Source organism: Catellatospora chokoriensis, assembly GCF_011297315.1.
Classification (GTDB): Bacteria; Actinomycetota; Actinomycetes; order Mycobacteriales; family Micromonosporaceae; genus Catellatospora; species Catellatospora citrea.
Genome location: NZ_JAAOTI010000020.1, coordinates 128,452 through 148,369, shown reverse-complemented (window position 1 = coordinate 148,369; position 19,918 = coordinate 128,452). Strand labels below are relative to the sequence as shown.

Here is a 19,918-nt window from a genome sequence, read left to right as displayed (position 1 = left end):
GAAAGCTGAATGTTCAATCAGAGTCGCCGCACCGATCGTGCGGAGCCTTCGTCATCGCGCCGGCCACCGCGTGGGCGCGGCGACCGCCGACACAGTGGCCGGGGGCGGCAGCCGGTGGCGGTCGTGGGTCGGCATCCGGACGCCGCCGTGCCTAGGATCGTCCGGACCGTCCCATCACGACGAACGGGGGACCCCTGTGTCCACACCTCTCTCCCGCCGCGCCGCCCTCGGCGGCCTCGGGCTCGGCGCCGCCGCGGCCACGTTCGCGGCTGCCGCGCCGGCGTCCGCGGCCGACGACGAGCGCGGCACCGGCCCGGGCCACCTGCGCCAGGTGTACGAGCGCCAGAAGACCAAGGCCGGCGGTGTCTGGCACTCCCACGTCGCCGCGGTGAACGCGGCCGGCGTGCTGGAGACCGTCATCGCCGACGACGTCGACGCGATCGTCGACGGCTACAGCGTCCAGAAGGTCGCCGTGGCCGTCGCCGTGATGGACAAGATCGACCGCGGCGAGCTGCAGCTCAACCAGAAGCTCGACCTGCAGGCCGACATCATCCTCGGCGGCAGCGGCATCTACCACCTGCACACGGTGTGGGGTGACGACATCACCGTCGCCAACTTCCTCACCGCGCTGCTGCTGGTCTCGGACAACACCGCGGTGCGCATGTGCGGCCGGGTGGTGCCCGCGCTGGAGATCAACCAGATCCTGGCCGCCAAGGGCTTCGTCAACACCCGGGTCATCCCGGTGGCCAACCCCAACCGGTTCTTCCTCGGCAAGACCACGCCCGCCGAGATGCACGACCTGCTGTGGCGGCTGGCCAACAAGACCCTGCTGTCCGCGAAGTCCTGCGACTTCCTGCTGAGCATCATGCGCTGGGTCAACGGCTACCACGACGGCATCCGGCGCAACATGTCGTCCAACGAGCGCAGCCGGGTGGCGATCAAGTACGGCGCCGACTTCAACACCCTGGGCGCGGGCCGGCACGAGGTCGGCATCATGTTCGACAGCTCGGGCGCGCCCGCGCTGACGTTCGCCTTCTTCGCCGACTCCCTCGACGGGCTGGACAACTACGGCGCCACCCACCCGGCCGTCGAGGCGCACGCGGTGCTGGGCCGCAAACTGTTCGACTCGATTCCGGCCCCGGTCGCCCAGGCGACCGCCCGCACGACCCGGCCGACCGTCGACCTGACACCGTTCCGCCAGGTCAACGGCGGCTGACGGTCCTACTTGTCCGTCAGATCCAGCACGCCGCCACCGGGCAGGTGGCGGCGTGCTTCGGCGCCGTCGTAGGTCGCCAGGTAGGCCCCGCTCCGGCGGGCCAGCATCACCGCGTGACCCATGACGCGACCCAGCTGCGCGGCCTCGATCGCGTCCGCCCCGAGCAGCGGCAGCAGCACCACCACCGAATCGGCGCGGGTGAGCAGGTCGATCAGACGGTCGCGCTCGTCGGAGTCGAGTTGCTGGTGCGCGGCCATGAAGTGCGCCGCCGGCACCCCGACCATGCTGGTGGCGGATTCCTCCTCGACCATGGCCAGCAGCTCGGGCACGGCCATGCCGGTCAGCCGCGCGTACGCGGTCAGCGCGGTGACATCGAGAACCACGCGGACCTGCGGCTCCGTCAGCGGCTGGGTCACTGCGCGGCCGCCCGCTGGGCGTCCAGCGCGGCGACGCGCTCACTCATGCGCTTCACGCCTTCCGGCGTCACCAGGTAGCCGGCTCGGCGGATCGTCTCATGCAGCTGCTTGCGGCGTTTGGCCATCCGCAGGGCCTCGGCGACCAGCGCGGAGGCGTTGTCGGCGGCCTCGACGTCGGCCAGCACGTCGGCGGGGAAGTAGATGCTGATCTTTCGGCCGGGCGTCGTCATGTCTCTATGCTACATCGTTGCGGAATTTGTCGCCTAAGATCAACAAGTGGGCTCACGGCGAGCCGCGTGTCGACGGTGAGCGCGCACGAGGTGCAGGTCAGCCTGCGGCGAGGTCGATGCGTACGGTCAGCGGTCGGGTGGCCATCAGCCGGCCGATGGCGGCGTCCCACTGGTACGGCAGCGACCGCGAGCGGGCCGGCACGTCGTCGCCGGGCAGCACGACGGCCCGGCCCGCGCGCCGGCGCCCGCCCACCTTCACCCGCACCACCGGGTCTGCCATCAGGTTGCGCACGTAGTCGGCCTGCCGCCCGTGCGCGGCGACGAGCCAGAAGACGTCGCCGACCAGCCCGTTGCCGACCGGGGTGTGCCGGGGCAGCCCGGACCGCCGACCGGTCGTCTCCAGCAGCGCGAACGCGTTCGGCGCCAGCCCCCAGCGCAGCGCCCACCGGGTGGGTTGTTGACCCGTTCCAGCCCGGTGATCACCCGGTACTTGCGCGAGCGCGACATGGGCACAGTGTGGCCCGTCCCGGCCGCCGTGCCCATCGTCGACCCGGGCTACTCCGCCCGCAGCCGGCGGCCGGACACCAGGTGGCGTCGGCGGCGCTCGCTGAGCGTGCCGTCGATGCAGGCCCAGTCGGGCTGGGACACGTGCAGCACCTGCTGGCCGCCGCCGGTGCAGACGCCGGTGTGGTAGACGTCGCCGGTCTCGTCGTTCTGGAAGACGGCGAGGTCGCCCGGGGCGAGGTCGGCCACCTCGACGTGCTCGCCGAGCAGGGCCAGGTCGCTGGCGTCGCGCGGGACGGTGTGCCCGAACCGGCGGTAGATGAGATGGGGCAGCCCGGAGCAGTCGAGCATCAGCCCGTGGGTGCCGCCGGCCAGGTACATCAGCCCGAGGAACTGCCGTCCCGCGGCGACCAGCTGCGCGGCGGTCGGCAGCGGGCCGCGGGCGCGGTGGACGTCCAGGTGCTTGTCGGCCAGCCAGCCGGTCCGCCCGCCGGGCAGCGTGACCTCGGTGAACGCGTCCTGGCGCCGGCGCGCGGGCAGCACCGTGGCGTAGCTGACGTCGTCGGCGATGATGCGGCCGTCGGGGCCGTCCCTGAGCTCGGTGACCTGCTCGGTGACGACCACCCGCGCGCCGGTGGGCTCCGCGGGTTCGGCCAGCTGCGCCAGCGGCAGCCAGCCGGGGTAGCCGCGGGGGTCCTTGCGGGAGGGCTGTGCCGGGGCGTTGACGCGGGCCCAGCCGTCGCGGACCTCCTGGATCAGCACGGTCTCGCCGAGCAGCAGCTGGCTGTCGACGCGGCCCCACAGGCCGCGGCGCTCGTCGGGGCCCTGCGCGGCGGCCCAGGCCCGCAGCCCGGCGGGCGTGCTCAGGGCCGGTGCGTCCAGCGGTCGTACGGCGTCGGGGGAGGTCCACAGCCCGGCGGCGGAGACCGCCACGGCCATGGTCTGCGCCGGCTCGTTCATACGCTCCCCCTGTAGGAAATAGATCGTTACATGGGGAGCGTACAAAAGTTTTCTTCATCGGGGGACGGCCGCCCATGCGGTGGGAGCGGCCGACGGGTGGCGCACAATATTGGACCAGTTGGTCCAAGAGACCTAAGATGGGCAGGTGACAGCGACCGCCACCGCCAGACTCACCGCGAAGGGCGCCGCCACCCGGGCCCGGATCGTCGCCGCCGCGGCCGACCTGGTGCTCGCCCGCGGGGTCGGCGGCACCAGCCTCGACGACGTCCGCGCCGGCACGCTGACCAGCAAGAGCCAGCTGTTCCACTACTTCCCCGGCGGCAAGAGCGAACTCGTCCTGGCGATCGCGGAACTGCAGATGCAGCGGGTGCTGCAGGCGCAGCAGCCGCATCTGGAGACCCTCGACACCTGGGCGGCCTGGGACGGCTGGCGCGACGCGCTGGTCGCGCACTACGGCTCGCAGCCGCACTGGGGCTGCCCGATCGGCACCCTGGTCAGCGAACTGGTCGGCACCGATCCGACGGCCGCGGCCGAGGTGGTCGGGCACCTGAACCGCTGGCGCGCGTACCTGCGCGACGGGCTGTCGCGCATGCGCGACACCGGCCTGCTGCGCCCGGACGCCGACCCCGACCGGCTGGCCCTGGCCACCTTCGCCTCGGTGCAGGGCGGCCTGCTGCTCAGCCAGGCACTGCAGTCGGTCGAACCCCTGTCGGCCGCCCTGGAGGCGGCGCTGGCCGCGCTGCATGCCGCCGCACCGGACGGCCAGGCGGGCACGGCCGACTGAGCGCACCGCGTGCCACCCGCCCGGCCCGTGCCGCCGAGCGGGCCCCGTGACAGCGCGGCGTCACACCCCGGTCGAACCGTCGATCCGCTCGCGGAGGAAGTCGGCGTGGCCCGTGTGCTGGGCGTACTCCTCCAGGAGGTGGATGTAGACCCACCGGAGATTGAGCTTGCCGGTCGGGGCCTTGGCGTCGTCGACGGGCTCGTCCAGGTCGCGCCCGGCCACGGCGGCCTCGCATACGGCGGTCTCGGCCAGGAAACGGGCGAGGTCGGCCTCGGCGTCGGCGTCGGCCACCAGGTCGAAGTCGCCGTCGGGGTGCTCGTCGGTGCTGTACAGGTCGGGCACGTCCTCGTGCAGGTACTTGGTCCGGAACCAGAACCGCTCGACCTCGGTCATGTGCCGCAGCAGGCCCAGCAGGGTCAGGTTCGACGGTTCGACGGACGCCGTCTTGAGCTGCTCGGCGGTGAGCCCGGAGCACTTGCGCAGCAGGTAGACCCGGCGCCGCTGCAGCCAGTCCGCCAGCATCTCGCGCTCAGGGCAGGCCATGTCCGTCCGGGGTCCCCGCGCGACGTCGGGTGCAATCCATGCCATGGCGCCATTCTCGCGAGCGGGGCAATCGATTTCCGGCCGCCGAACGATCCGGCTGTGATGCGCCGGGCGGGTCTGTCACCGCGTGCTCAGGGATCACCCGCAGGTGCGCGGCCGGACGGGTCGGGGTCCGGGCAGGGTGTTCACCGGAGGCCCGGCGGCGCGGCCGGGCATACCGTCGAATCATGATCGACAAACGACTTCTCGCCGGGGCGGGCCTGGCCGGCAGCGTGCTGACCGCGCTGCTCGCCGCGATCGGCCAGGTGGACCCGGACCCGCAGCTGAGCCATGTCTCGCTGACTGTCAGCGACTTCGCCGTGCACGACCGCGGCGGGGTCACCGACGCGGCAATGGTCGTCTTCGGACTGTCGGCCTGGTGCCTGCTGCCCGCGCTGCGCCCGGCCGCGCCCCGCTTGCTGCTGGCCGTGTTCGGGGCGGCCATGACGGTGGCGGCGCTGGCGCCCACCGATCTCGGCCCGCTGACCGCGACCGGTTACCTGCACCGCTACGCGTCGATGCTGGCGTTCGTGGCATTGCCGCTGGCCGCGGTGACGCTGCGGCCGGTGAGCCGGGCGGTGCGCCTGACCGCTGCCACCGCGGCCGGCTTCGCCGCACTGATGCTGGCCAGCGCGACGCTCGCGGACCGCTTCCTGATCGGGGCGGCCGAACGGTATCTGCTGCTCGCCGAGGTGCTGCTGCTCGGCCTGCTGGCCGTGCGAGCGCGCAGCGATTGCCCGGCACGGCGCGCGCGGTCTACCGTGAGTCACGCCTGACCACGGGGAGGGAAGTGGCGTGACCGTCCACATCGCAGGGCACGATCCGGATGCACCGCCGGTCTACTGCAGGCGGTGGAACTTCCGCCGCCACGAGCCGGTCGAGCCGCTGACCGCCGACGAGGCCCAGGCCCGCGACGCCGCCGGTGAGCCGTACACCGTCGTGCCGGCGGCCCCGCGCAGCGGCGTGCCTGACGTGGTCATCGAGATCGCCTGGGAGAACGGGCACGCCGGTGTCTGGTTCTTCGACGCCTACGGCCGCCAGTGCCTGCACTACTCCTTCCGGCGCAGCGGCGAGCAGCTCTTCCTCGGCGGCATGACGACATGGGAGTACCCGGACGCCGGGGCCGCGACCCTGTCCGGGGCGACGTGCGTCAGCTGGTTCGAGTTCCGCGAGGACGGCGGCGCCCGCCGCGTCATCAGCGACGACACCGCCCAGCAGCGCACGGTCGAGGACCGGACGGGCGTGGACGTCAGCACGCAGTGGGAGCCGGTGCCGGGTTTCGGCAAGTGGGACTCGCTGGCCCGGTGGAGCCGCAGCTAGGGCACCGGACCCGGTCGCCTAGAGTCTGGAGAGCGCGATCCCGGCAGGTGGGGCGCCGTCATACCGGGTTCCGTTGAGAGCGCTCTCGCGTCTATGGTGCCGACGGGGCGCGCGACGGGGCGCCGCCCGTGCCGAGATTGCGAGTGCCATGACGTACCGGAAGCTGACCATCGAGGACATCGCCCACCAGGCCGGGGTGTCGCGGGCCACCGCCTCGCGGGTGCTCAACAAGGCACCGGGCGTCTCCGCCGAACTGCGGACGCGGGTCGACCGGGTCGTCGCCGATCTCGGCTACCGGCCGAACGCGGCCGCCCGCGCGCTCGCGTCCGGCCGCCGCGACGCGCTCGACCTGGTCGTCATCGCGTGCCATGGCGACATCAGCCTGTTCGGGGCCCAGCCCTACTACAGCCGGGTCATCGCGGGCGTGCTGTCGGCGCTGGCCGGCACCGACACGCAACTGCGGGTCAACGTGGCCGGCGCCGAGGACGCGACCGAGCTGATCGACCGCGTCGCGTCGTCGGTGACGGCCGGGGCGGTGCTGGTCAACGTGTCGCCCGCGCTGGCGGCCCGCTTCCACGCCCGCTGCCGCAAGGCGGTGTCGCTGGGCGCGACCGCGCCACACGTCCCGGCGGTCGAACCCGAGAACAGCCGCGCGGCGTACGACGCGATCAGCTTCCTGCACCGCATCGGCTGCCGCCGGATCGCCGCGATCCACGGCCCCGACTGCAACACCTGCGCGGCCGGCCGCCGCGCGGGGCACCTCGAAGCGGTCCGTGAGCTGGGCCTGGCCGACATCGCCGTCGACGGCGGATTCCGGCGGGAAGGCGGCTACGCGGCCGCGACGCGGCTGCTGGCCGAGCACCCCGACCTCGACGGGATCTTCGCGGCCTGCGACATGATGGCCGCCGGCGCGGTCCAGGCCCTCACGGACGCGGGCCGGCGGGTCCCCGACGACATCGCCGTCGTCGGCTTCGACGACAGCGCCGTGGCCGCCTGCGTGAGCCCGCCGCTGACGACGATGCGCCTGCCGGTCGAGCAGATGGCCGCCACCGCGACCAGGGCGCTGCTGGAGGGCGCCGCGGCGCCGCACTGGCGCCGCTTCTTCCCCGTCGACATGGTCGTGCGCAGCAGCACGGGGCCCGATGCCGCGCTCCTGCTCTCGCCCGCACCCCCGGTGTCCGCGCTCGCCGGACGCCGGTAGCCGGTCCCGCCACCGGACGAACTCGCACCTTGCCACCAGGACGCCGCCCGGTGTCCGCGAAAGGAACCCCGTGTCCTCGCTGCCTTACCTCGACCCCACGCTGCCGACCGATCAGCGGGTCGCCGACCTCATCGGACGGATGACGCTGCCGGAGAAGGTCGGGCAGATGCTCCAGCTCACCGCCCGCGACGGCGTACGCCATCTGGTCGAGGAGTTCCACGTCGGCTCGATCCTGCACGCCTCACCCGAGCGGGTCCGCGAGGCGGCGCAGCTCGCCCGCAACTCCCGGCTGGGCATCCCGCTGCTGATCGCCGAGGACTGCATCCACGGCCACTCGTTCTGGGAGGGCGCGACGATCTTCCCGACGCAGCTCGGCATGGCCGCGGCCTGGGACCCCGAGCTCGTCGAGCGGGTCGCCCGGGTCACCGCCGTCGAGGTCGCCGCCACCGGCGTGCACTGGACCTTCTCCCCGGTGCTGTGCATCGCCCGGGACCTGCGCTGGGGGCGGGTGAGCGAGACGTTCGGCGAGGACCCGTTCCTCATCGGCGAGCTGGCCTCGGCCATGGTGCGCGGCTACCAGGGCGACGGTCTTGCCGACCCGACGGCGATCCTGGCCTGCGCGAAGCACTTCGCCGGCTACTCCGAGACGCAGGGCGGCCGCGACGCCAGCGAGGCCGACATCTCCCGGCGCAAGCTGCGTTCGTGGTTCCTGCCGCCGTTCGAGCGGGTCGCCCGGGAGGGCTGCCGCACCTTCATGCTCGGCTACCAGTCGATGGACGGGGTGCCCGTCACCGTGAACGACTGGCTGCTCAACGAGGTGCTGCGCGGGGAGTGGGGCTACCGCGGCACGCTGGTCACCGACTGGGACAACGTCGGGCGCATGGTCTGGGAGCAGCACATCTTCCCCGACTTCACCGCCGCGTCGGCGGCCGCGGTGAAGGCGGGCAACGACATGGTGATGACCACGCCCGACTTCTTCGAGGGCGCTCAGGACGCCGTCGCCAAGGGGCTGCTGGAGGAGTCGGAGCTGGACGCGGCGGTCACCCGCATCCTCACCCTGAAGTTCGAGCTGGGCCTGTTCGAGAACCCGCGGCACCCCGACCCGGCCCGCCAGGCCGAGGTGATCGGCGTCGCCGCGCACGCCGAGCTCAACCTCGAGGTCGCCCGGCGCTCGCTGGTGCTGCTGCGCAACGACGGCACGCTGCCGCTGGCGGGCGGCCTGACGGTCGGGCCCGACGGGCGCGCCACCGCGCCGGACGCCGCGGCCCGCACCATCGCGATCGTCGGGCCCAACGCCGACGACCCGCACACCCAGCTCGGCGACTGGGCGGGCGCGTCCGGCCAGGCCGAGTGGCTGCCCGACGGCCACCCGCGCGAGATGATCACGACCGTGCTGGACGGTTTCCGGGAGATCGCCCCGGCCGGGTGGACGGTCACCCACGCCCGCGGCGCGGACATCGTCGTCACCGGGCCCGACCCCGAGGGGGAGTTCTTCCCCGACGGGCAGCCGCGTCCCGACGTGGCGCTGCCCGCCGCGCCCGACGAGGCGCTGATCGCGGCGGCGGTCGCCGACGCGAGCTGGGCCGACTACGTGGTCGCGGTGGTCGGCGACCGCATCGAGCTGGTCGGGGAGTACCGCTCGACCGCCACGCTGGAGCTGGTGGGCGGGCAGGTGGCGCTGCTGGACGCGCTGGCCGCGACGGGCAAGCCGCTGATCGTGGTGCTGCTGAGCTCCAAGCCGCTGGTGCTGCCCCCGTCGGTGAGCGAGGCCGCCGCGATCGTGTACGCCGCCAACCCGGGTATGCGCGGCGGGCGGGCCGTCGCCGAGCTGCTGCTCGGGCTGATCGAGCCCAGCGGCCGGCTGCCGATCTCGTTCGCGCGGCACGCCGGGCAGCAGCCGACGTACTACAACCAGGTGCGCGGACAGCACGGCCACCGCTACGCCGACCTGACCCAGGCCCCGGCGTTCGCGTTCGGGCATGGCCTGAGCTACACCACGGTGGAGTACTCCGACCTGCGGGTGCTGACCCCGGCCGTGGGCCCGGCCGACACGGTGCGGGCGCGGGTGCAGCTGCGCAACACCGGGGCGCGCCCGGCGCTGGAGACCGTCCAGGTGTACGTCAGTGACACGGTGACCTCGGTGACCTGGGCTGAGCACGAGCTGAAGGCCTACCGGCAGGTGTCGGTGGCCCCAGGCGAGACCCGCGTGGTCGAGCTGGAGCTGCCGGTGTCGGCGTGCTCCATCGTGGACGCGCGCGGGGCGCGGGTGGTCGAGCCGGGTGAGTTCGAGCTGCGCGTGGGCCCGTCCTCGCGGGCCGAGGAACTGCAGCGCGCCGGGTTCACCGTGGTCGGCTGAGGTCCGGGTCTGATCTGTGCGGCGGCTCCCTCGGGGGCCGCCGTTCGCGTTCGGCCGCCGCACCGGGGAGGTCTCAGGGTGGTCCGGTCCCGGGAAAACCAGATCAAAGCAGTCCGTATCGCAGTAAAGTGATCGTGGCCGCTGGCAGTTCTCACCCCGAGCCGGGCTGTGCAGTCCGGAGGCGGCGGCGAAGCGCACGAGGGGAACGCTGCCATGCAAACTCTTCCGGCATCGATGTTCGTGCCGGTGGCGCTGGGCTTCTTCGGACTCGCCACCGGCTACCTGATCTACGGCCCGCAGGAGCTGTTCGGCTACCCGCCCCGCGACCGCAACGTCGACCGCAGCAACGGGGTGTGGGGCATCTGGATGCCCGGTTTCTGCCAGTTCCTGGTCGGCCTCTACCTCTTCGTCGGGCTGACCTGGTTCGAGGTCTTCACCACCAACAAGACGCTGTACATGGCGGCCCTGGCATTCAGCGCCTACGGCATCCACTGGTTCGCCATGGGCTGGATCAGGCTGCAGGGCTCCGACGCCAGGCCGAACGGATACATGAGCATCCCGTTCGTGCTGCTGGGCATCCTCGGCATGCTCGTCTTCTTCAGGGCGGGGGACTGGCCCCTCGGGCTGCTCTTCACCGGCCTGACCCTGGTGTACGTCGCGGAGTTCTTCGCCAGCTTCAACATCGGCGGCAGGCCCGCGCACGACGGGCACGGGCCGCTCAACCCCGGCCAGAAGGTGCTGGGGCTGCTGCACATCCTGGTCGGCCTGTGGCTGCTGTACCTGACGTTCGCGGCCACACTCAACCTGTCCTCCGGCACACACCTGCCCGCCTGACGCGCCGGAGGCGGCTCGGCGGGGCTTTACATAGGTAGATCATCGCCATATCTTGTCCTCATGAGTCTCACTCCGATGAGGATGCGGGAGCCGACCTACTTCATCCTGGCCTCGCTTCAGGACGAACCCCTGCACGGCTGGGCGATCATCAAGCGCGCCGAAGAGCTGTCCCGCGGCCAGGTCAAACTCGCCACCGGCACGCTGTACGCGGCCCTCGACCGGCTGGCCGGCGAGCAGTTGGTGCGGGTCTCCGACGAGCAGATCGTCAACGGCCGGGCCCGCCGCTACTACACGCTCACCGAAGTCGGGCTGGTCGCCCTGCGCGAGGAGGCGGCGCGGCTGGCCGACGCCGCCCGCGTCGTCACCGAACGCGGCACGAGCACCGCACGGCCCGTACGCCCCGGGGCGGTGCCTGCGTGAACCCGCAGACCGAACGCCGCTACGAGCGGCTGCTGCGGCTGTACCCGAAGGCCTACCGCGATCACCGCGGCGCGGAGATGCTGGGCACGCTCCTCGACGCGGCGGAGGCCGGGCAGGGGCGGCCGCCGCGGCGCGAGATCGCCGCGCTGATGCTCGGCGGACTCCGGGCGCGGGTCGGGGCCGCCACGGGTCTGCCCGTCGGGCAGGCCTGGCTGTCGGCGGTGCGGGTCGCCGCGCTGCTTCTGCTCGCCTACGGCGCGGCGCTGTCCGCGACCCGGGCCGGCCGCGTCGTCTTCTCCGACCTGCTCGGCGACGGGCTGCGGCTGGGATCGGAGCTCGGGTTCGTCGTCGCGACCGTGGCCGTGGTCTCGGCCCTTTTCCTGGCCGCCCGGGGCCGCTACGGATGGGCCACCGTGATCGCTGCCGTGGGGTTCGCCTGCGAACAGTGGGCGCAGATCGGTTCCATTCTCCGTTGGTTCATCACATCGGCCGGCGAGGAACCCCCGCTGTGGGCGCAGCTCAGCTGGTTTCTCCTGGAAAGCCGGATGGCGGACTACGAGTTCTGGCCGCTGCCGCTGGCGTTCCTGCTGATGCTGCCATTGCTGCGCCGGCGGCCTGCCGTGCCCGGCGCACCCCTGTGGTGGCTGCTGGCCGTGCCGCTGTCGGTGTTGCTCCTGCCGACAGCCTTCAATGCCACGCTCCGCTGGCAGCCGTACGCGCTGACGGCCGTCTGCCTGGGCGCGCTGGTGTGGTCGTTCCTGGACGCACGGGTGGGCCTGGCGGTGGCGGTGCTGCCGCTGCCGCTGTTCCTGCAGGGACTGAGTGTCCGCTACCTGCCGAGCCACCAGGGCGACGACTACAGCGTGTCCGCGATCATCGCTCCTGCCGTCGTCGCGGCGGTCTTGATCGCCGCCGGTGCGGTGCTGGTGCGCCGGCAGGCGCGGCTATGACACCGGGGGAGTCGGCCCGCCAATCGAGGTCGACTCCCCGCCACGGCATGCGAAGTCAACACGTTGAACACCGCTCTCAGCCGTCGAAGAGTGCGGCGAGTTTCGGCAGGCGTCGGCGGTCCTCGTCGGCGTCCTCGAAGTCCCATCCCGGGCCGAGCCCGGGTAACGACCCATGACTGCGGGCGGCTCCTGGCCACCGGTCACGACCTCGTAGGCGTCCCACACGACGCCGTACATGGACTCGCATTCGAGGTCGGCCTCGTCGCCGGCGGCGACACGCTGGACCGCGGGCAGGTCGGCGAGGGTGTCGGGATCGGCCACCGCGCCCTCGAACACCGCGCGCCCCTGGGCGAGCAGCCAGCCGCGGAAGTACTCGAAGCCGTCGTCGGAGCAACCGCCGTTGATCAGATACGCCGCATGCCAGAGGTTCCACCGGTAGGACCGTGCCCGCAGGTCCCACAGCGGTTGCGCCAGGAGCGCGACCTTCTCCGCGGGCAGGGCGGTCAGCAGGGCCAGCGTCCGTTCGGCGACGTCCTCGGCGTCCGACGGGTCGGCCGCGGACTCCCGGGCCTTCTCGACCACCTGCCAGAACTCCTCGATGCTCACGATGCAGGAGTATGGCAGCGGGCTGGGACATCGCGGTCGGAGCCGGCCTGCCCCGGCCGGGCGGTTGCGGGCAGCCAGGAGCAAGGCGATGTCGAGCCCGCCCGGGTTCGGCCGCGGACGGCGCCGTCAAGGCTGACGGCCGCGCGCGTCCGGCGGCCACGATAGGGTGCCCGATGCCGCGACCGACGGGTCTTGGTCGTGGTGACCGACCGGTCGCGGGGAGGAGAACAAGCGTGAGCATGGTGCTGATCGGACGCCGGTTGTCGGCTGGTGAGCTGCAGGCGGTTCTCGACGACGCCGCGGTCGTGGACGACCTGCTCTACGGCGACCTCGAAGACGACGACGGCGAGATGCCCGAGCCCGAACTGGACCTCGGCAAGTCGTGGCATGGCGTCCACTACCTGCTCACCGGCACCGCCTGGGACATCAGGCAGGGTGCCGGCGAGGCCGTGCTCGGTGGCGAGGAGATCGGCGAGGACGGCGGCTACGGCCCGGCCAGGCTGTTCACGCCGGAGGCGGTCCGTGCGGTCGCCGCCGCACTCGACGCGCTGGACGTCGACGCGCTGCGCGCCCGGTTCGATCCACAGGCGATGACGGCTCTCCGCATCTACCCGAACCACGTGGTGGAGATGGAGGCGTTCGACTATCTGGCGGATAACCTCGCCGACCTGCACCGGTTCTATCGAAGCGCGGCACACGATGGCCAGGCGGTACTGCTCGCCATCACCTGATGCGTGCGCGACGCTCAGGTGCCGGGTTTGCCACCGCCGCCGGTCGACGACCACCCGAGACGACTTACCACGGCTGCCGTGTGAGCGGGTAGAGCTTGCTCAGAGCCAGGTCGTGCCCAGCCACGCGGTTGCGGCTGCGGCTACGAGGAGTGCGATGTTGAGGCCGATCAGGCGGGCCTCGCCGCGGGACAGGTGGAGCGTGATGCCGCCGACCTGGATCAGCGCGAGGCCGATCGCCGCGGCGACGGCGAGCCAGGTCGCGATGCCGGTGAGCGGCGGCAGGATCAGCCCGACCGCGCCGAGGATCTCCAGCGCGCCGATGGTCCTGACCAGTGGCATCGGGACGCGGTCGACCCAGCCCATCATGGGCTGGAGCTGCTCCTGGCTCTGCGCGACCTTCTTGCCTCCGGCGTAGAGGTAGAACACCGCGAGCAGCGCCGCGACGATCCAGTAGGCGAGTTCCATGGGCGCTCCTCGGTGACGAGACAGGGCGGTGAACAGGATGGTTACCATCCGGAAGTCGCTTCATGATGCGTCACCGTCGAACTGCTTACAAAAGGCACATGTGTGTGCGTGAGGCACAGGGAGTTGTCATGTCCGACTACGAGCACACGTGCATGATCCGGGGAGACGGCGGCCAGACCCTCCGGGCGATCCTCGACCAGATCTGCAACAAGTGGACGCTGCTCATCGTGGCGACCCTCGACCAGGGCACGCTGCGCTTCACCGAGCTGCACCAGCAGATACCGGGGATCTCCCAGCGCATGCTGACGCTGACCCTGCGCAACCTGGAGCGGGACGGCCTGGTGGCCCGGTCGGTGTTCGGCGAGGTGCCACCCCGAGTGGAGTATGCGCTGACCGCCACCGGCAAGAGCCTCATCCCACCCGCGCTGGCGCTGGCCGGCTGGGCCATCGAACACGTCCCGCACATCGAGGCCAGCCGGGCCGCCTACCAGACGCGCACCGGGTGATCCGGGCCGGTCCCGCGTGGCACGATGGCCCGATGCCCGTCGTGGAGGCCGTCGCGATCGTCCCCGTCCCGCCCGCGGTCGCGTTCGCGGTGTCGCAGACCACCGGCGAGACCCGCTACCGCTGGGACCCGTTCGTGCGTGAGCAGCGGCTGCTCGACGGCGCGGCCCGGCCGGGCAAGGGGGTGCGCACGTTCACCCGGTCCCGGCACGGCCTGACCATGGTCAGCGAGTACGTCTCGTACGCCCCGCCCACCAACGTGGGCATGAAGATGGTCCGCGGGCCGTGGTTCTTCGAGATGATGGCCGGCGGCTGGCGCTTCGCCCCGGCCGGGGAGCCGGGGCACACGGTCGCGACCTGGCGTTACCACTTCCGCACCCGGCCCGCGCTGATCCGCCCGATCGCCGACCGGGTCGGCGTGTGGCTGCTGGGACGGGACATCCGCCGCCGTATCGCGGGCTTCGCTCGCGGCTGCCAGGACCCTGCGGTGCTGGCGAAGGTCGACGAGGGCTGAGACCGTCGGCGGGCCGCTGTACGATCCGCCGATGACCGGACAAAGCCTCCTGCTCCGCTTCTCGTACTTCGAGCACGACTGGGACGAGGACATCGAGGGCGTCGAGGCCATGGAGGCCGAGCTGCTGCGACGTGCCGCTGAAGGGGAGTGGCACGAGGTCGTCGACGACGAGCCGGACGAGTTCGACACCCTCGACGATCTGGTCCAGCGGGCCGAGGAGGTCGTCGTCGGCGAGTGGGAGATGCCCGTGGAGGCGGTCCGGCAGCCGCTGGACAAGCTTCGCGCGATCATCGCCGACGGCGGCTGGACGTTCGCGACGGGCGAGTTCTCCGACTTCGAAGGTCACCACAACGACACCGAGCTGCTGGTGAAACTGGTCCGTTAGCGGGGCGGCAGGGGCGACGCGGTCTTGCACGCCGCCCCCCGGCGGCGTCAGGTGAGCTGGCCGACGGCGTCCACCAGCAGCCATACGCCGAACAGGACGAACAGCGCGGCCGCGCCGTAGCGCACGGCCCGTTCGGGCAGGCTGCGGCCCAGCCAGCGGCCGACCAGGATGGCCAGCGCGTCGGCGGCGACCATGCCCACCGTCGAGCCGACCCAGGTGCCGAACCAGCCGTGCTGCGTGGCCAGGGTGATGGTCGCCAGCATCGTCTTGTCGCCGAGTTCGGCGAGGAAGAACGCGCCGCCCACGGCCCACAGCGCCGACTTCCCGCCGCGCTGGGCCTTGGTCTTCTCCTCCTCGGTGAGGCTGTCGCCGCGCAGCGTCCAGGCGGCGAACGCGAGGAACGCCAGGCCGGCCGCCAACGCGATCCAGCCGGTCGGCAGCGCGCTGCCCAGCCCGACGCCGACGCCGACCGACACGAGGTGCACGACGGCGGTGGCGATGGTGATGCCGGCCAGCACGATGCCGGTGCGGTAGCGGGTGGCGAACGTCATCGCCATCAGCTGCGACTTGTCACCCAGCTCGGCTACGAAGATCACGCCGAAACTGATCGCCAGAGCGGCGAGGAAACCTTCCACTGCGTCCTCCCGGGACATGTTCACCGGGTGGAAGACGCGCGCGACGACCTCGACCCGGCATGGACTGCCTGAGTCGAAGGTCTCGCTCACCTGGCCGAAGCCAGGTCGGGTGGCCGGGACCGCCGGAGCGGGCCAGTATGTCGACCACCACGTTGGGAGCTACTCCCCTTCGCGCTGCGAACGTTAGCGCAGCGAACCCCGTTCGCGACGGCCTGAGTGGCGGGGGACACAGGTTGCGGCAGCGGCGTTCCCGCCTTCGCCTGATTCGTACCCGCACGTCTCACGCTGAGTGATCATGGTTGGATGGGGCGATGCGCGGAGAACGTATCGGAGCGATGATCGGCTCCATCGGCGGCCTCATCTTCGTCCTCATCAACGCGGGGCAGCTGGCTGCGCCGGTGGACACGCTGGCGCGGGTCGTGGGAGTGCTGGCCTTCGTCGCCGTGGTGTGGTTCGCGGTGATCCGGCCGTCTGGTGCGCAGGGGCCGGCCGAACCGCCGTCGCGGCAGGCGATCCGCGTCTACGGCGCGTCCGTGACCGCGATGGCGGTGGGCATCCCGGTGGGCGCGGGAATCGTCAACAACGTCCTGCACCAGCCGCTGCTGACGGTGCCATGGGTGGTGTTCGCGGTGGGCGCGCACTTCCTGCCGTTCGCGGCGGCGTTCCGGGCGCCCGTCTTCGGCCGCCTGGGCTGGACCATGATCGCTCTGGCGGTCGTCGGCGGAGTGCTCGCGCTGACCGTCACGGAGGCCGCGTCGCCGTGGACCGGTGTGCTCGGCGGACTCGCCCTGCTCGGATTCAGCGCCGCCGGTTCCCAGCAGGCCCGGCCGGAGGCCGAGCCTGCTCGCTGACGGGATCACGCTGCGGCGGTGGCCGCCCGGGTGTCGGCGGTCGGCCGACGGGCGGGCGTGGACAGCGCGGCGGCGAGCGCGACGCCGATGTAGAGCACCTGTTCCGGGATGCGCTGCCACAGCGGTGACGCGGGCGCGCCGTGGAACGGCACATCGGCGACCGCGGCGTACACGTTGGCGGGCAGGAGCAGCAGGAACAGCACCACGAGGGACAGCCCGGCGGCCCGGCGGGTCCGGGTGACGACGAGGCCTGTCGCGCCGAGCAGTTCCAGCACGCCGGTGGCGTACACGATGGCGTCGGGGGCGGGCACGAACGGCGGCACCATGGCCACCAGGTCGGCATGGGTCGGCATGACCGTCACGCCGGCCGGGACGAAGTGCGCGCTCGCGGTCATCACCAGCATCGCGGCGAGCGCATGGGCGCCGCTGGCCGCCCAGGTGGCGAACCTGCGCACGCCGAGCGCGCCGAGCGCGCGCAGGACCAGCAGACCGATGATCAGTACAGCGAGTGTCATGGCGTTTCTCCTGATCTAGTCATTGACAAGTTCGAGCCCGACGGTAGTCTGGACGCGACGAACTTGTCAATGGAAAGATGGCGACCTCGGTCACTGCGGAAGGACGTGAGGACGATCGGATACCACCACGGAGACCTGCGGCGCACGGTGCTGGACGCGGCCGTCGACGCCATCGGGGAGTCCGGGCTCGACGGCTGGAGCCTGCGCGAGCTGGCCCGCCGCGCCGGAGTCTCGCACGCCGCCCCCGCGCACCACTTCGGGGACAAGGCCGGGCTGCTGACGGCGCTCGCGGCGGAGGGCTTCGACCTGCTCGCCGCGACGCTGAAGCAGGCGGGTCCGGACTTCCTGGAGGCCGGACTCGCCTACGTCCGCTTCGCCACCGAGCACCCGGTCCACTTCGGGGTGATGTTCCAGCCGAAGCTCTACCGGGCCGACGACGACGCCGTGCGGCAGGCGAGGGAACGGGCCGGGGCGCTGCTGGCGCAGGGTGCCCGCGCCGTCGCGGCCTCCCCTGCGGGCAGCGCGAACACGGCCCGGGCGGGCTGGTCGATCGCCCACGGGTTCGCCAGCCTGTGGCTGGCCGGGGCACTGACCGAACCGGCCGGCACGGATCCGGTCGACGCGGCCCGTCCCGTGCTGCGCAGGCTGCTCGAAGGCTGACGCCGAGACCCACCTCGACGAGTGCTCTGCCTTACGCGAATTCGCTGCCCAGCCATTCGCCCGTGCCGGGCCCGGCCAGGCAGTGGAAGATCCAGCGATCCCGGCCGAGCTGCACCGGCCACGGCTCCAGCTCCCAGCCGACTGTCCGGGCCGGGTCACGGCTGCACGCGGCCAGCACGCGCGCGGTGCACACCGCGGCCACCGCGGGGTGCCCGAGCAGCTCCTCCTGACGCAGGTACACCGCCTCCTCGGGCAGCTCGGCGGCGGCGAACGTCTCCCAGTAGTGCTCCTCATCGGGCACGATGCGGCGCGGTGTGCGGCCCAGCCCGCCGGGGATGACCAGCCCGCCCCAGCACATCGGCTCGACCGGCACGTAGTAGCCGTCGCGGGTCCGGAACCCCGGCGGGACCGTCACACCGCCGGGAGTCATCGGCTGGGCGGCGCCGGGTCGAGGCGTGAGGACGGTGGCCTCGGCGTGCACCTGCGGCGTGGCGAACGCTGTCGTCCCAGGGTGCGGCGTGGCGAGCAGGGTGGCGGCCGGCACGGACTCCACGAGGGTCGGGGACAGCGGGGCGCGTTGCTGGACCACGGTCTGCTCGGCGGTGCCCGGGTTCGTCGGGGGCGGTGGTCCGCCGCGCAGGGCTGCGGCGACCTGGGCGATCGCGCTGCCGAACGCGGCGGCCGACGCCCAGCGGTCACCGGGCTCGACGGCCAGGGCGCGTTCCACCAGTGCGGCCACGGGGGCGGGCACGTCGGGGCCGAGCGGCGGGGGAGCCTGGTTGAGGCGCATCATGGCAGCCGCGAACGGGTTCTCGGCGGTGAACGGCCGCCGCCCGGACAGGCATTCGTAGGCGACGACGCCGAGGGCGTACACGTCGCTGCGGGGTGTCGCCGGGTGGCCCAGCACCTGCTCGGGGGCCAGATAGGACAGCGTGCCGATGACCGCGCCGGTCGCGGTCAGCGCGGTCGCGCCGTCGCGGCGGGCGATGCCGAAGTCGGTGAGCAGCAGCGTGCCGTCGGGGCGTACCAGCATGTTGCCGGGCTTGACGTCGCGGTGCACGATGCCGCGGCCGTGCACCGCGTGCAGCGCGTCGGCGGCCTGGCCGACCAGGTGCAGCGCGGGCGGCGCGGCGAGCCGGCCGTAGCGGGTCAGCACCTGCGACAGGGGCTCGCCGTCGACGAACTCCATGACCAGGAATGCGCCCTCGGGGCCGTGGTACAGGTCGTGGATGGCGACCACGCCGCGGTGGTGCACCCCGGCCATCGCCCGCGCCTCGGCCAGGAAGCGGCGGGCGAAGTCGGCATCGTCGGCGAGCGCGGGCAGCACCGTCTTCACCGCGACGGTCCGGCCCAGCAGCTCGTCGGTGGCCCGCCAGACCTCGCCCATGCCGCCTGCGCCGATACGCGAGTCCAGGCGGTAGCGGCCGTTGAGCCTCACAGGCTGGGTCGTGGTCATCAGGTTCCTTCCGTGGATACTCCGGCCATCAGGTCGGGGAGGAATCGGAACTCCTGCGGAGCAGGATAAGCACAGCCGATCCGCCGCCACGGCGGACCGGCGTGATCACCAACCCGCGGCATGAGCGCGCCGACCGGCCGCGGCTGGCCCGCGCGCAACGCAACCTGGCCCGCAAGCAGCCGGGCTCGGCCAACCGGGCCAAAGCTCGGGTCAAGGTCGCCCGCATCCACGCCCGCATCGCCGACCGCAGGCGTGACCACCTGCACAAACTGACCACTCGACTCGTTCGTGAGAACCAAGCGATCGTGATCGAGGACCTGGCCGTGGCGAACATGGTTAAGAATCACCGTCTGGCCCGTGCGATCAGCGACGCGGCGTGGCGGCAGTTTCGCACGATGCTGGAGTACAAAGCCGCCTGGCACGGCCGGGACCTGGTCGTGGTGGACCGCTGGTTCCCCTCGACCCGGCTGTGCTCGGCCTGTGGTGCCCTGGCGGAGAAGATGCCGCTGCACGTGCGGGAGTGGGCGTGCCCGTGCGGGGCCGCTCACGACCGTGACGTGAATGCGACTCGCAACATTCTGGCCGCCGGACTGGCGGTGACAGCCTGCGGAGACGATGTAAGACCTCGACGAGGAACCTCTCGGACCGGGCAGTCGTCGGCGAAACAGGAAAGACCGAGGGCGACCAAGGGAATCCCCGTCCTTTAGGGGCGGGGAGCAGGTCAATAAACCGAAGTGCCCATCCGGCATTGCGGGCCAGGCAGGGGGCTGCAGCAAGCCGCCGACCACCTGCCACCTGAGCCGCGCGGCCGCTTATGATTGCT

Annotated in this window: 26 protein-coding genes; 16 read left to right on the top strand and 10 right to left on the bottom strand. The window is 72.1% G+C overall.

Annotated elements, in window-relative coordinates; translation table 11 throughout:
• Nucleotides 1-196: 196 nt before the first annotated feature.
• Entirely contained in the window at nt 197-1,216 is a 1,020-nt protein-coding gene (locus HAV39_RS27550) for a serine hydrolase (protein WP_191842090.1), read from the top strand.
• A gap of 5 nt (nt 1,217-1,221) precedes the next feature.
• Here the strand turns inward: HAV39_RS27550 and HAV39_RS27545 are convergent, their stop codons facing one another.
• The 4 genes from HAV39_RS27545 to HAV39_RS27530 all read right to left on the bottom strand — a co-directional run bounded on the left by HAV39_RS27545 (nt 1,222) and on the right by HAV39_RS27530 (nt 3,326).
• Nucleotides 1,222-1,599 carry a hypothetical protein gene (locus HAV39_RS27545; RefSeq protein ID WP_191842089.1) on the bottom strand — a complete coding sequence of 126 codons (378 nt, stop codon included), beginning with the start codon at nt 1,597-1,599 and terminating at the stop codon, nt 1,222-1,224.
• Between the two features lie 29 nt (nt 1,600-1,628).
• A complete protein-coding gene (locus tag HAV39_RS27540; RefSeq protein WP_191842088.1) occupies nt 1,629-1,862 on the bottom strand; it encodes a hypothetical protein in 234 nt (77 codons plus the stop codon).
• A 97-nt stretch (nt 1,863-1,959) separates the two neighbouring features.
• The gene (locus tag HAV39_RS42340; RefSeq protein WP_239120763.1) at nt 1,960-2,238 is read right to left on the bottom strand and encodes a nitroreductase/quinone reductase family protein; all 279 of its coding nucleotides are present in this window, start codon (nt 2,236-2,238) and stop codon (nt 1,960-1,962) included.
• 179 nt (nt 2,239-2,417) lie between these two features.
• Nucleotides 2,418-3,326 (bottom strand): C40 family peptidase, encoded by a 909-nt coding sequence (locus tag HAV39_RS27530; RefSeq protein WP_191842087.1) that lies wholly within the window; start codon nt 3,324-3,326, stop codon nt 2,418-2,420.
• Nucleotides 3,327-3,471: 145 nt separating this feature from the next.
• Between HAV39_RS27530 and HAV39_RS27525 the strand changes: the two genes are divergently transcribed.
• Nucleotides 3,472-4,110, top strand: coding sequence for a TetR/AcrR family transcriptional regulator (locus HAV39_RS27525; protein WP_191842086.1), 639 nt, complete (start codon nt 3,472-3,474; stop codon nt 4,108-4,110).
• A gap of 60 nt (nt 4,111-4,170) precedes the next feature.
• On the opposite strand, the gene HAV39_RS27520 is transcribed toward HAV39_RS27525, so the two are convergent.
• Nucleotides 4,171-4,698, bottom strand: coding sequence for a DinB family protein (locus HAV39_RS27520; protein ID WP_191842085.1), 528 nt, complete (start codon nt 4,696-4,698; stop codon nt 4,171-4,173).
• A gap of 182 nt (nt 4,699-4,880) precedes the next feature.
• Between HAV39_RS27520 and HAV39_RS27515 the strand changes: the two genes are divergently transcribed.
• From HAV39_RS27515 to HAV39_RS27485, 7 genes are all read left to right on the top strand, one after another.
• A complete protein-coding gene (locus HAV39_RS27515) occupies nt 4,881-5,468 on the top strand; it encodes a DUF998 domain-containing protein (RefSeq protein ID WP_191842084.1) in 588 nt (195 codons plus the stop codon).
• A 19-nt stretch (nt 5,469-5,487) separates the two neighbouring features.
• Nucleotides 5,488-6,012, top strand: coding sequence for a hypothetical protein (locus HAV39_RS27510; protein ID WP_191842083.1), 525 nt, complete (start codon nt 5,488-5,490; stop codon nt 6,010-6,012).
• A 148-nt stretch (nt 6,013-6,160) separates the two neighbouring features.
• A complete protein-coding gene (locus HAV39_RS27505; RefSeq protein ID WP_191842082.1) occupies nt 6,161-7,213 on the top strand; it encodes a LacI family DNA-binding transcriptional regulator in 1,053 nt (350 codons plus the stop codon).
• Between the two features lie 70 nt (nt 7,214-7,283).
• Complete coding sequence (locus HAV39_RS27500) at nt 7,284-9,569, top strand: exo-beta-d-1,3/1,6-glucosidase (RefSeq protein WP_239120762.1); 2,286 nt, start codon at nt 7,284-7,286, stop codon at nt 9,567-9,569.
• Between the two features lie 213 nt (nt 9,570-9,782).
• Nucleotides 9,783-10,403, top strand: a complete 621-nt coding sequence (locus HAV39_RS27495) for a hypothetical protein (RefSeq protein WP_191842080.1) — start codon at nt 9,783-9,785, stop codon at nt 10,401-10,403.
• Nucleotides 10,404-10,463: 60 nt separating this feature from the next.
• The gene (locus HAV39_RS27490) at nt 10,464-10,823 is read left to right on the top strand and encodes a PadR family transcriptional regulator (protein ID WP_239120761.1); all 360 of its coding nucleotides are present in this window, start codon (nt 10,464-10,466) and stop codon (nt 10,821-10,823) included.
• Nucleotides 10,820-11,773, top strand: coding sequence for a hypothetical protein (locus tag HAV39_RS27485; protein ID WP_191842079.1), 954 nt, complete (start codon nt 10,820-10,822; stop codon nt 11,771-11,773). Before HAV39_RS27490 ends, HAV39_RS27485 begins: the two co-directional genes overlap by 4 nt.
• Here HAV39_RS27485 and HAV39_RS27480 read toward each other — a convergent pair.
• The gene (locus HAV39_RS27480; protein ID WP_239120760.1) at nt 11,768-12,379 is read right to left on the bottom strand and encodes a DUF4240 domain-containing protein; all 612 of its coding nucleotides are present in this window, start codon (nt 12,377-12,379) and stop codon (nt 11,768-11,770) included. The two genes, HAV39_RS27485 and HAV39_RS27480, sit on opposite strands and share 6 nt — an antisense overlap.
• A gap of 239 nt (nt 12,380-12,618) precedes the next feature.
• On the opposite strand from HAV39_RS27480, the gene HAV39_RS27475 reads away from it, so the two are divergent.
• Nucleotides 12,619-13,110, top strand: a complete 492-nt coding sequence (locus tag HAV39_RS27475; RefSeq protein WP_191842132.1) for a DUF1877 family protein — start codon at nt 12,619-12,621, stop codon at nt 13,108-13,110.
• A 99-nt stretch (nt 13,111-13,209) separates the two neighbouring features.
• Here HAV39_RS27475 and HAV39_RS27470 read toward each other — a convergent pair whose 3' ends face one another.
• The gene (locus HAV39_RS27470; RefSeq protein ID WP_191842078.1) at nt 13,210-13,575 is read right to left on the bottom strand and encodes a DoxX family protein; all 366 of its coding nucleotides are present in this window, start codon (nt 13,573-13,575) and stop codon (nt 13,210-13,212) included.
• A gap of 128 nt (nt 13,576-13,703) precedes the next feature.
• Between HAV39_RS27470 and HAV39_RS27465 the strand changes: the two genes are divergently transcribed.
• Genes HAV39_RS27465 through HAV39_RS27455 form a run of 3 tightly spaced genes read left to right on the top strand, consistent with a single transcriptional unit; the run spans nt 13,704 to nt 14,978 of the window.
• A complete protein-coding gene (locus HAV39_RS27465; RefSeq protein ID WP_191842077.1) occupies nt 13,704-14,081 on the top strand; it encodes a winged helix-turn-helix transcriptional regulator in 378 nt (125 codons plus the stop codon).
• A gap of 32 nt (nt 14,082-14,113) precedes the next feature.
• Nucleotides 14,114-14,593 carry an SRPBCC family protein gene (locus HAV39_RS27460; protein ID WP_191842076.1) on the top strand — a complete coding sequence of 160 codons (480 nt, stop codon included), beginning with the start codon at nt 14,114-14,116 and terminating at the stop codon, nt 14,591-14,593.
• A 31-nt stretch (nt 14,594-14,624) separates the two neighbouring features.
• Nucleotides 14,625-14,978: a hypothetical protein gene (locus tag HAV39_RS27455; protein WP_191842075.1), complete on the top strand. Its 354-nt coding sequence runs from the start codon at nt 14,625-14,627 to the stop codon at nt 14,976-14,978.
• Between the two features lie 47 nt (nt 14,979-15,025).
• On the opposite strand, the gene HAV39_RS27450 is transcribed toward HAV39_RS27455, so the two are convergent.
• Nucleotides 15,026-15,613, bottom strand: coding sequence for a TMEM165/GDT1 family protein (locus HAV39_RS27450; RefSeq protein WP_155375119.1), 588 nt, complete (start codon nt 15,611-15,613; stop codon nt 15,026-15,028).
• 311 nt (nt 15,614-15,924) lie between these two features.
• Between HAV39_RS27450 and HAV39_RS27445 the strand changes: the two genes are divergently transcribed.
• Complete coding sequence (locus HAV39_RS27445) at nt 15,925-16,464, top strand: V-type ATP synthase subunit I domain-containing protein (protein WP_191842074.1); 540 nt, start codon at nt 15,925-15,927, stop codon at nt 16,462-16,464.
• 5 nt (nt 16,465-16,469) lie between these two features.
• Here HAV39_RS27445 and HAV39_RS27440 read toward each other — a convergent pair whose 3' ends face one another.
• A complete protein-coding gene (locus HAV39_RS27440; protein WP_191842073.1) occupies nt 16,470-16,979 on the bottom strand; it encodes a DoxX family protein in 510 nt (169 codons plus the stop codon).
• Between the two features lie 105 nt (nt 16,980-17,084).
• On the opposite strand from HAV39_RS27440, the gene HAV39_RS27435 reads away from it, so the two are divergent.
• Nucleotides 17,085-17,639 (top strand): TetR/AcrR family transcriptional regulator, encoded by a 555-nt coding sequence (locus HAV39_RS27435; protein WP_239120759.1) that lies wholly within the window; start codon nt 17,085-17,087, stop codon nt 17,637-17,639.
• A gap of 31 nt (nt 17,640-17,670) precedes the next feature.
• Here HAV39_RS27435 and HAV39_RS27430 read toward each other — a convergent pair whose 3' ends face one another.
• Entirely contained in the window at nt 17,671-19,095 is a 1,425-nt protein-coding gene (locus HAV39_RS27430) for a serine/threonine-protein kinase (RefSeq protein WP_191842071.1), read from the bottom strand.
• A 101-nt stretch (nt 19,096-19,196) separates the two neighbouring features.
• On the opposite strand from HAV39_RS27430, the gene HAV39_RS27425 reads away from it, so the two are divergent.
• On the top strand, nt 19,197-19,802 hold the full coding sequence (locus tag HAV39_RS27425) for an RNA-guided endonuclease TnpB family protein (RefSeq protein ID WP_203736409.1): 606 nt from the start codon (nt 19,197-19,199) through the stop codon (nt 19,800-19,802).
• The last annotated feature ends 116 nt before the right edge of the window (nt 19,803-19,918 follow it).

Bases quoted from the DNA above. Each gene is read 5' to 3' on its own strand.
- HAV39_RS27540 (WP_191842088.1), bottom strand. From the start codon at position 1,862: ATGACGACGCCCGGCCGAAAGATCAGCATCTACTTCCCCGCCGACGTG.
- HAV39_RS27530 (WP_191842087.1), bottom strand. From the start codon at position 3,326: ATGAACGAGCCGGCGCAGACCATGGCCGTGGCGGTCTCCGCCGCCGGG.
- HAV39_RS27520 (WP_191842085.1), bottom strand. From the start codon at position 4,698: ATGGCATGGATTGCACCCGACGTCGCGCGGGGACCCCGGACGGACATG.
- HAV39_RS27515 (WP_191842084.1), top strand. From the start codon at position 4,881: ATGATCGACAAACGACTTCTCGCCGGGGCGGGCCTGGCCGGCAGCGTG.
- HAV39_RS27505 (WP_191842082.1), top strand. From the start codon at position 6,161: ATGACGTACCGGAAGCTGACCATCGAGGACATCGCCCACCAGGCCGGG.
- HAV39_RS27495 (WP_191842080.1), top strand. From the start codon at position 9,783: ATGCAAACTCTTCCGGCATCGATGTTCGTGCCGGTGGCGCTGGGCTTC.
- HAV39_RS27490 (WP_239120761.1), top strand. From the start codon at position 10,464: ATGAGTCTCACTCCGATGAGGATGCGGGAGCCGACCTACTTCATCCTG.
- HAV39_RS27475 (WP_191842132.1), top strand. From the start codon at position 12,619: ATGGTGCTGATCGGACGCCGGTTGTCGGCTGGTGAGCTGCAGGCGGTT.
- HAV39_RS27470 (WP_191842078.1), bottom strand. From the start codon at position 13,575: ATGGAACTCGCCTACTGGATCGTCGCGGCGCTGCTCGCGGTGTTCTAC.
- HAV39_RS27465 (WP_191842077.1), top strand. From the start codon at position 13,704: ATGTCCGACTACGAGCACACGTGCATGATCCGGGGAGACGGCGGCCAG.
- HAV39_RS27460 (WP_191842076.1), top strand. From the start codon at position 14,114: ATGCCCGTCGTGGAGGCCGTCGCGATCGTCCCCGTCCCGCCCGCGGTC.
- HAV39_RS27455 (WP_191842075.1), top strand. From the start codon at position 14,625: ATGACCGGACAAAGCCTCCTGCTCCGCTTCTCGTACTTCGAGCACGAC.
- HAV39_RS27445 (WP_191842074.1), top strand. From the start codon at position 15,925: ATGCGCGGAGAACGTATCGGAGCGATGATCGGCTCCATCGGCGGCCTC.
- HAV39_RS27440 (WP_191842073.1), bottom strand. From the start codon at position 16,979: ATGACACTCGCTGTACTGATCATCGGTCTGCTGGTCCTGCGCGCGCTC.
- HAV39_RS27430 (WP_191842071.1), bottom strand. From the start codon at position 19,095: ATGACCACGACCCAGCCTGTGAGGCTCAACGGCCGCTACCGCCTGGAC.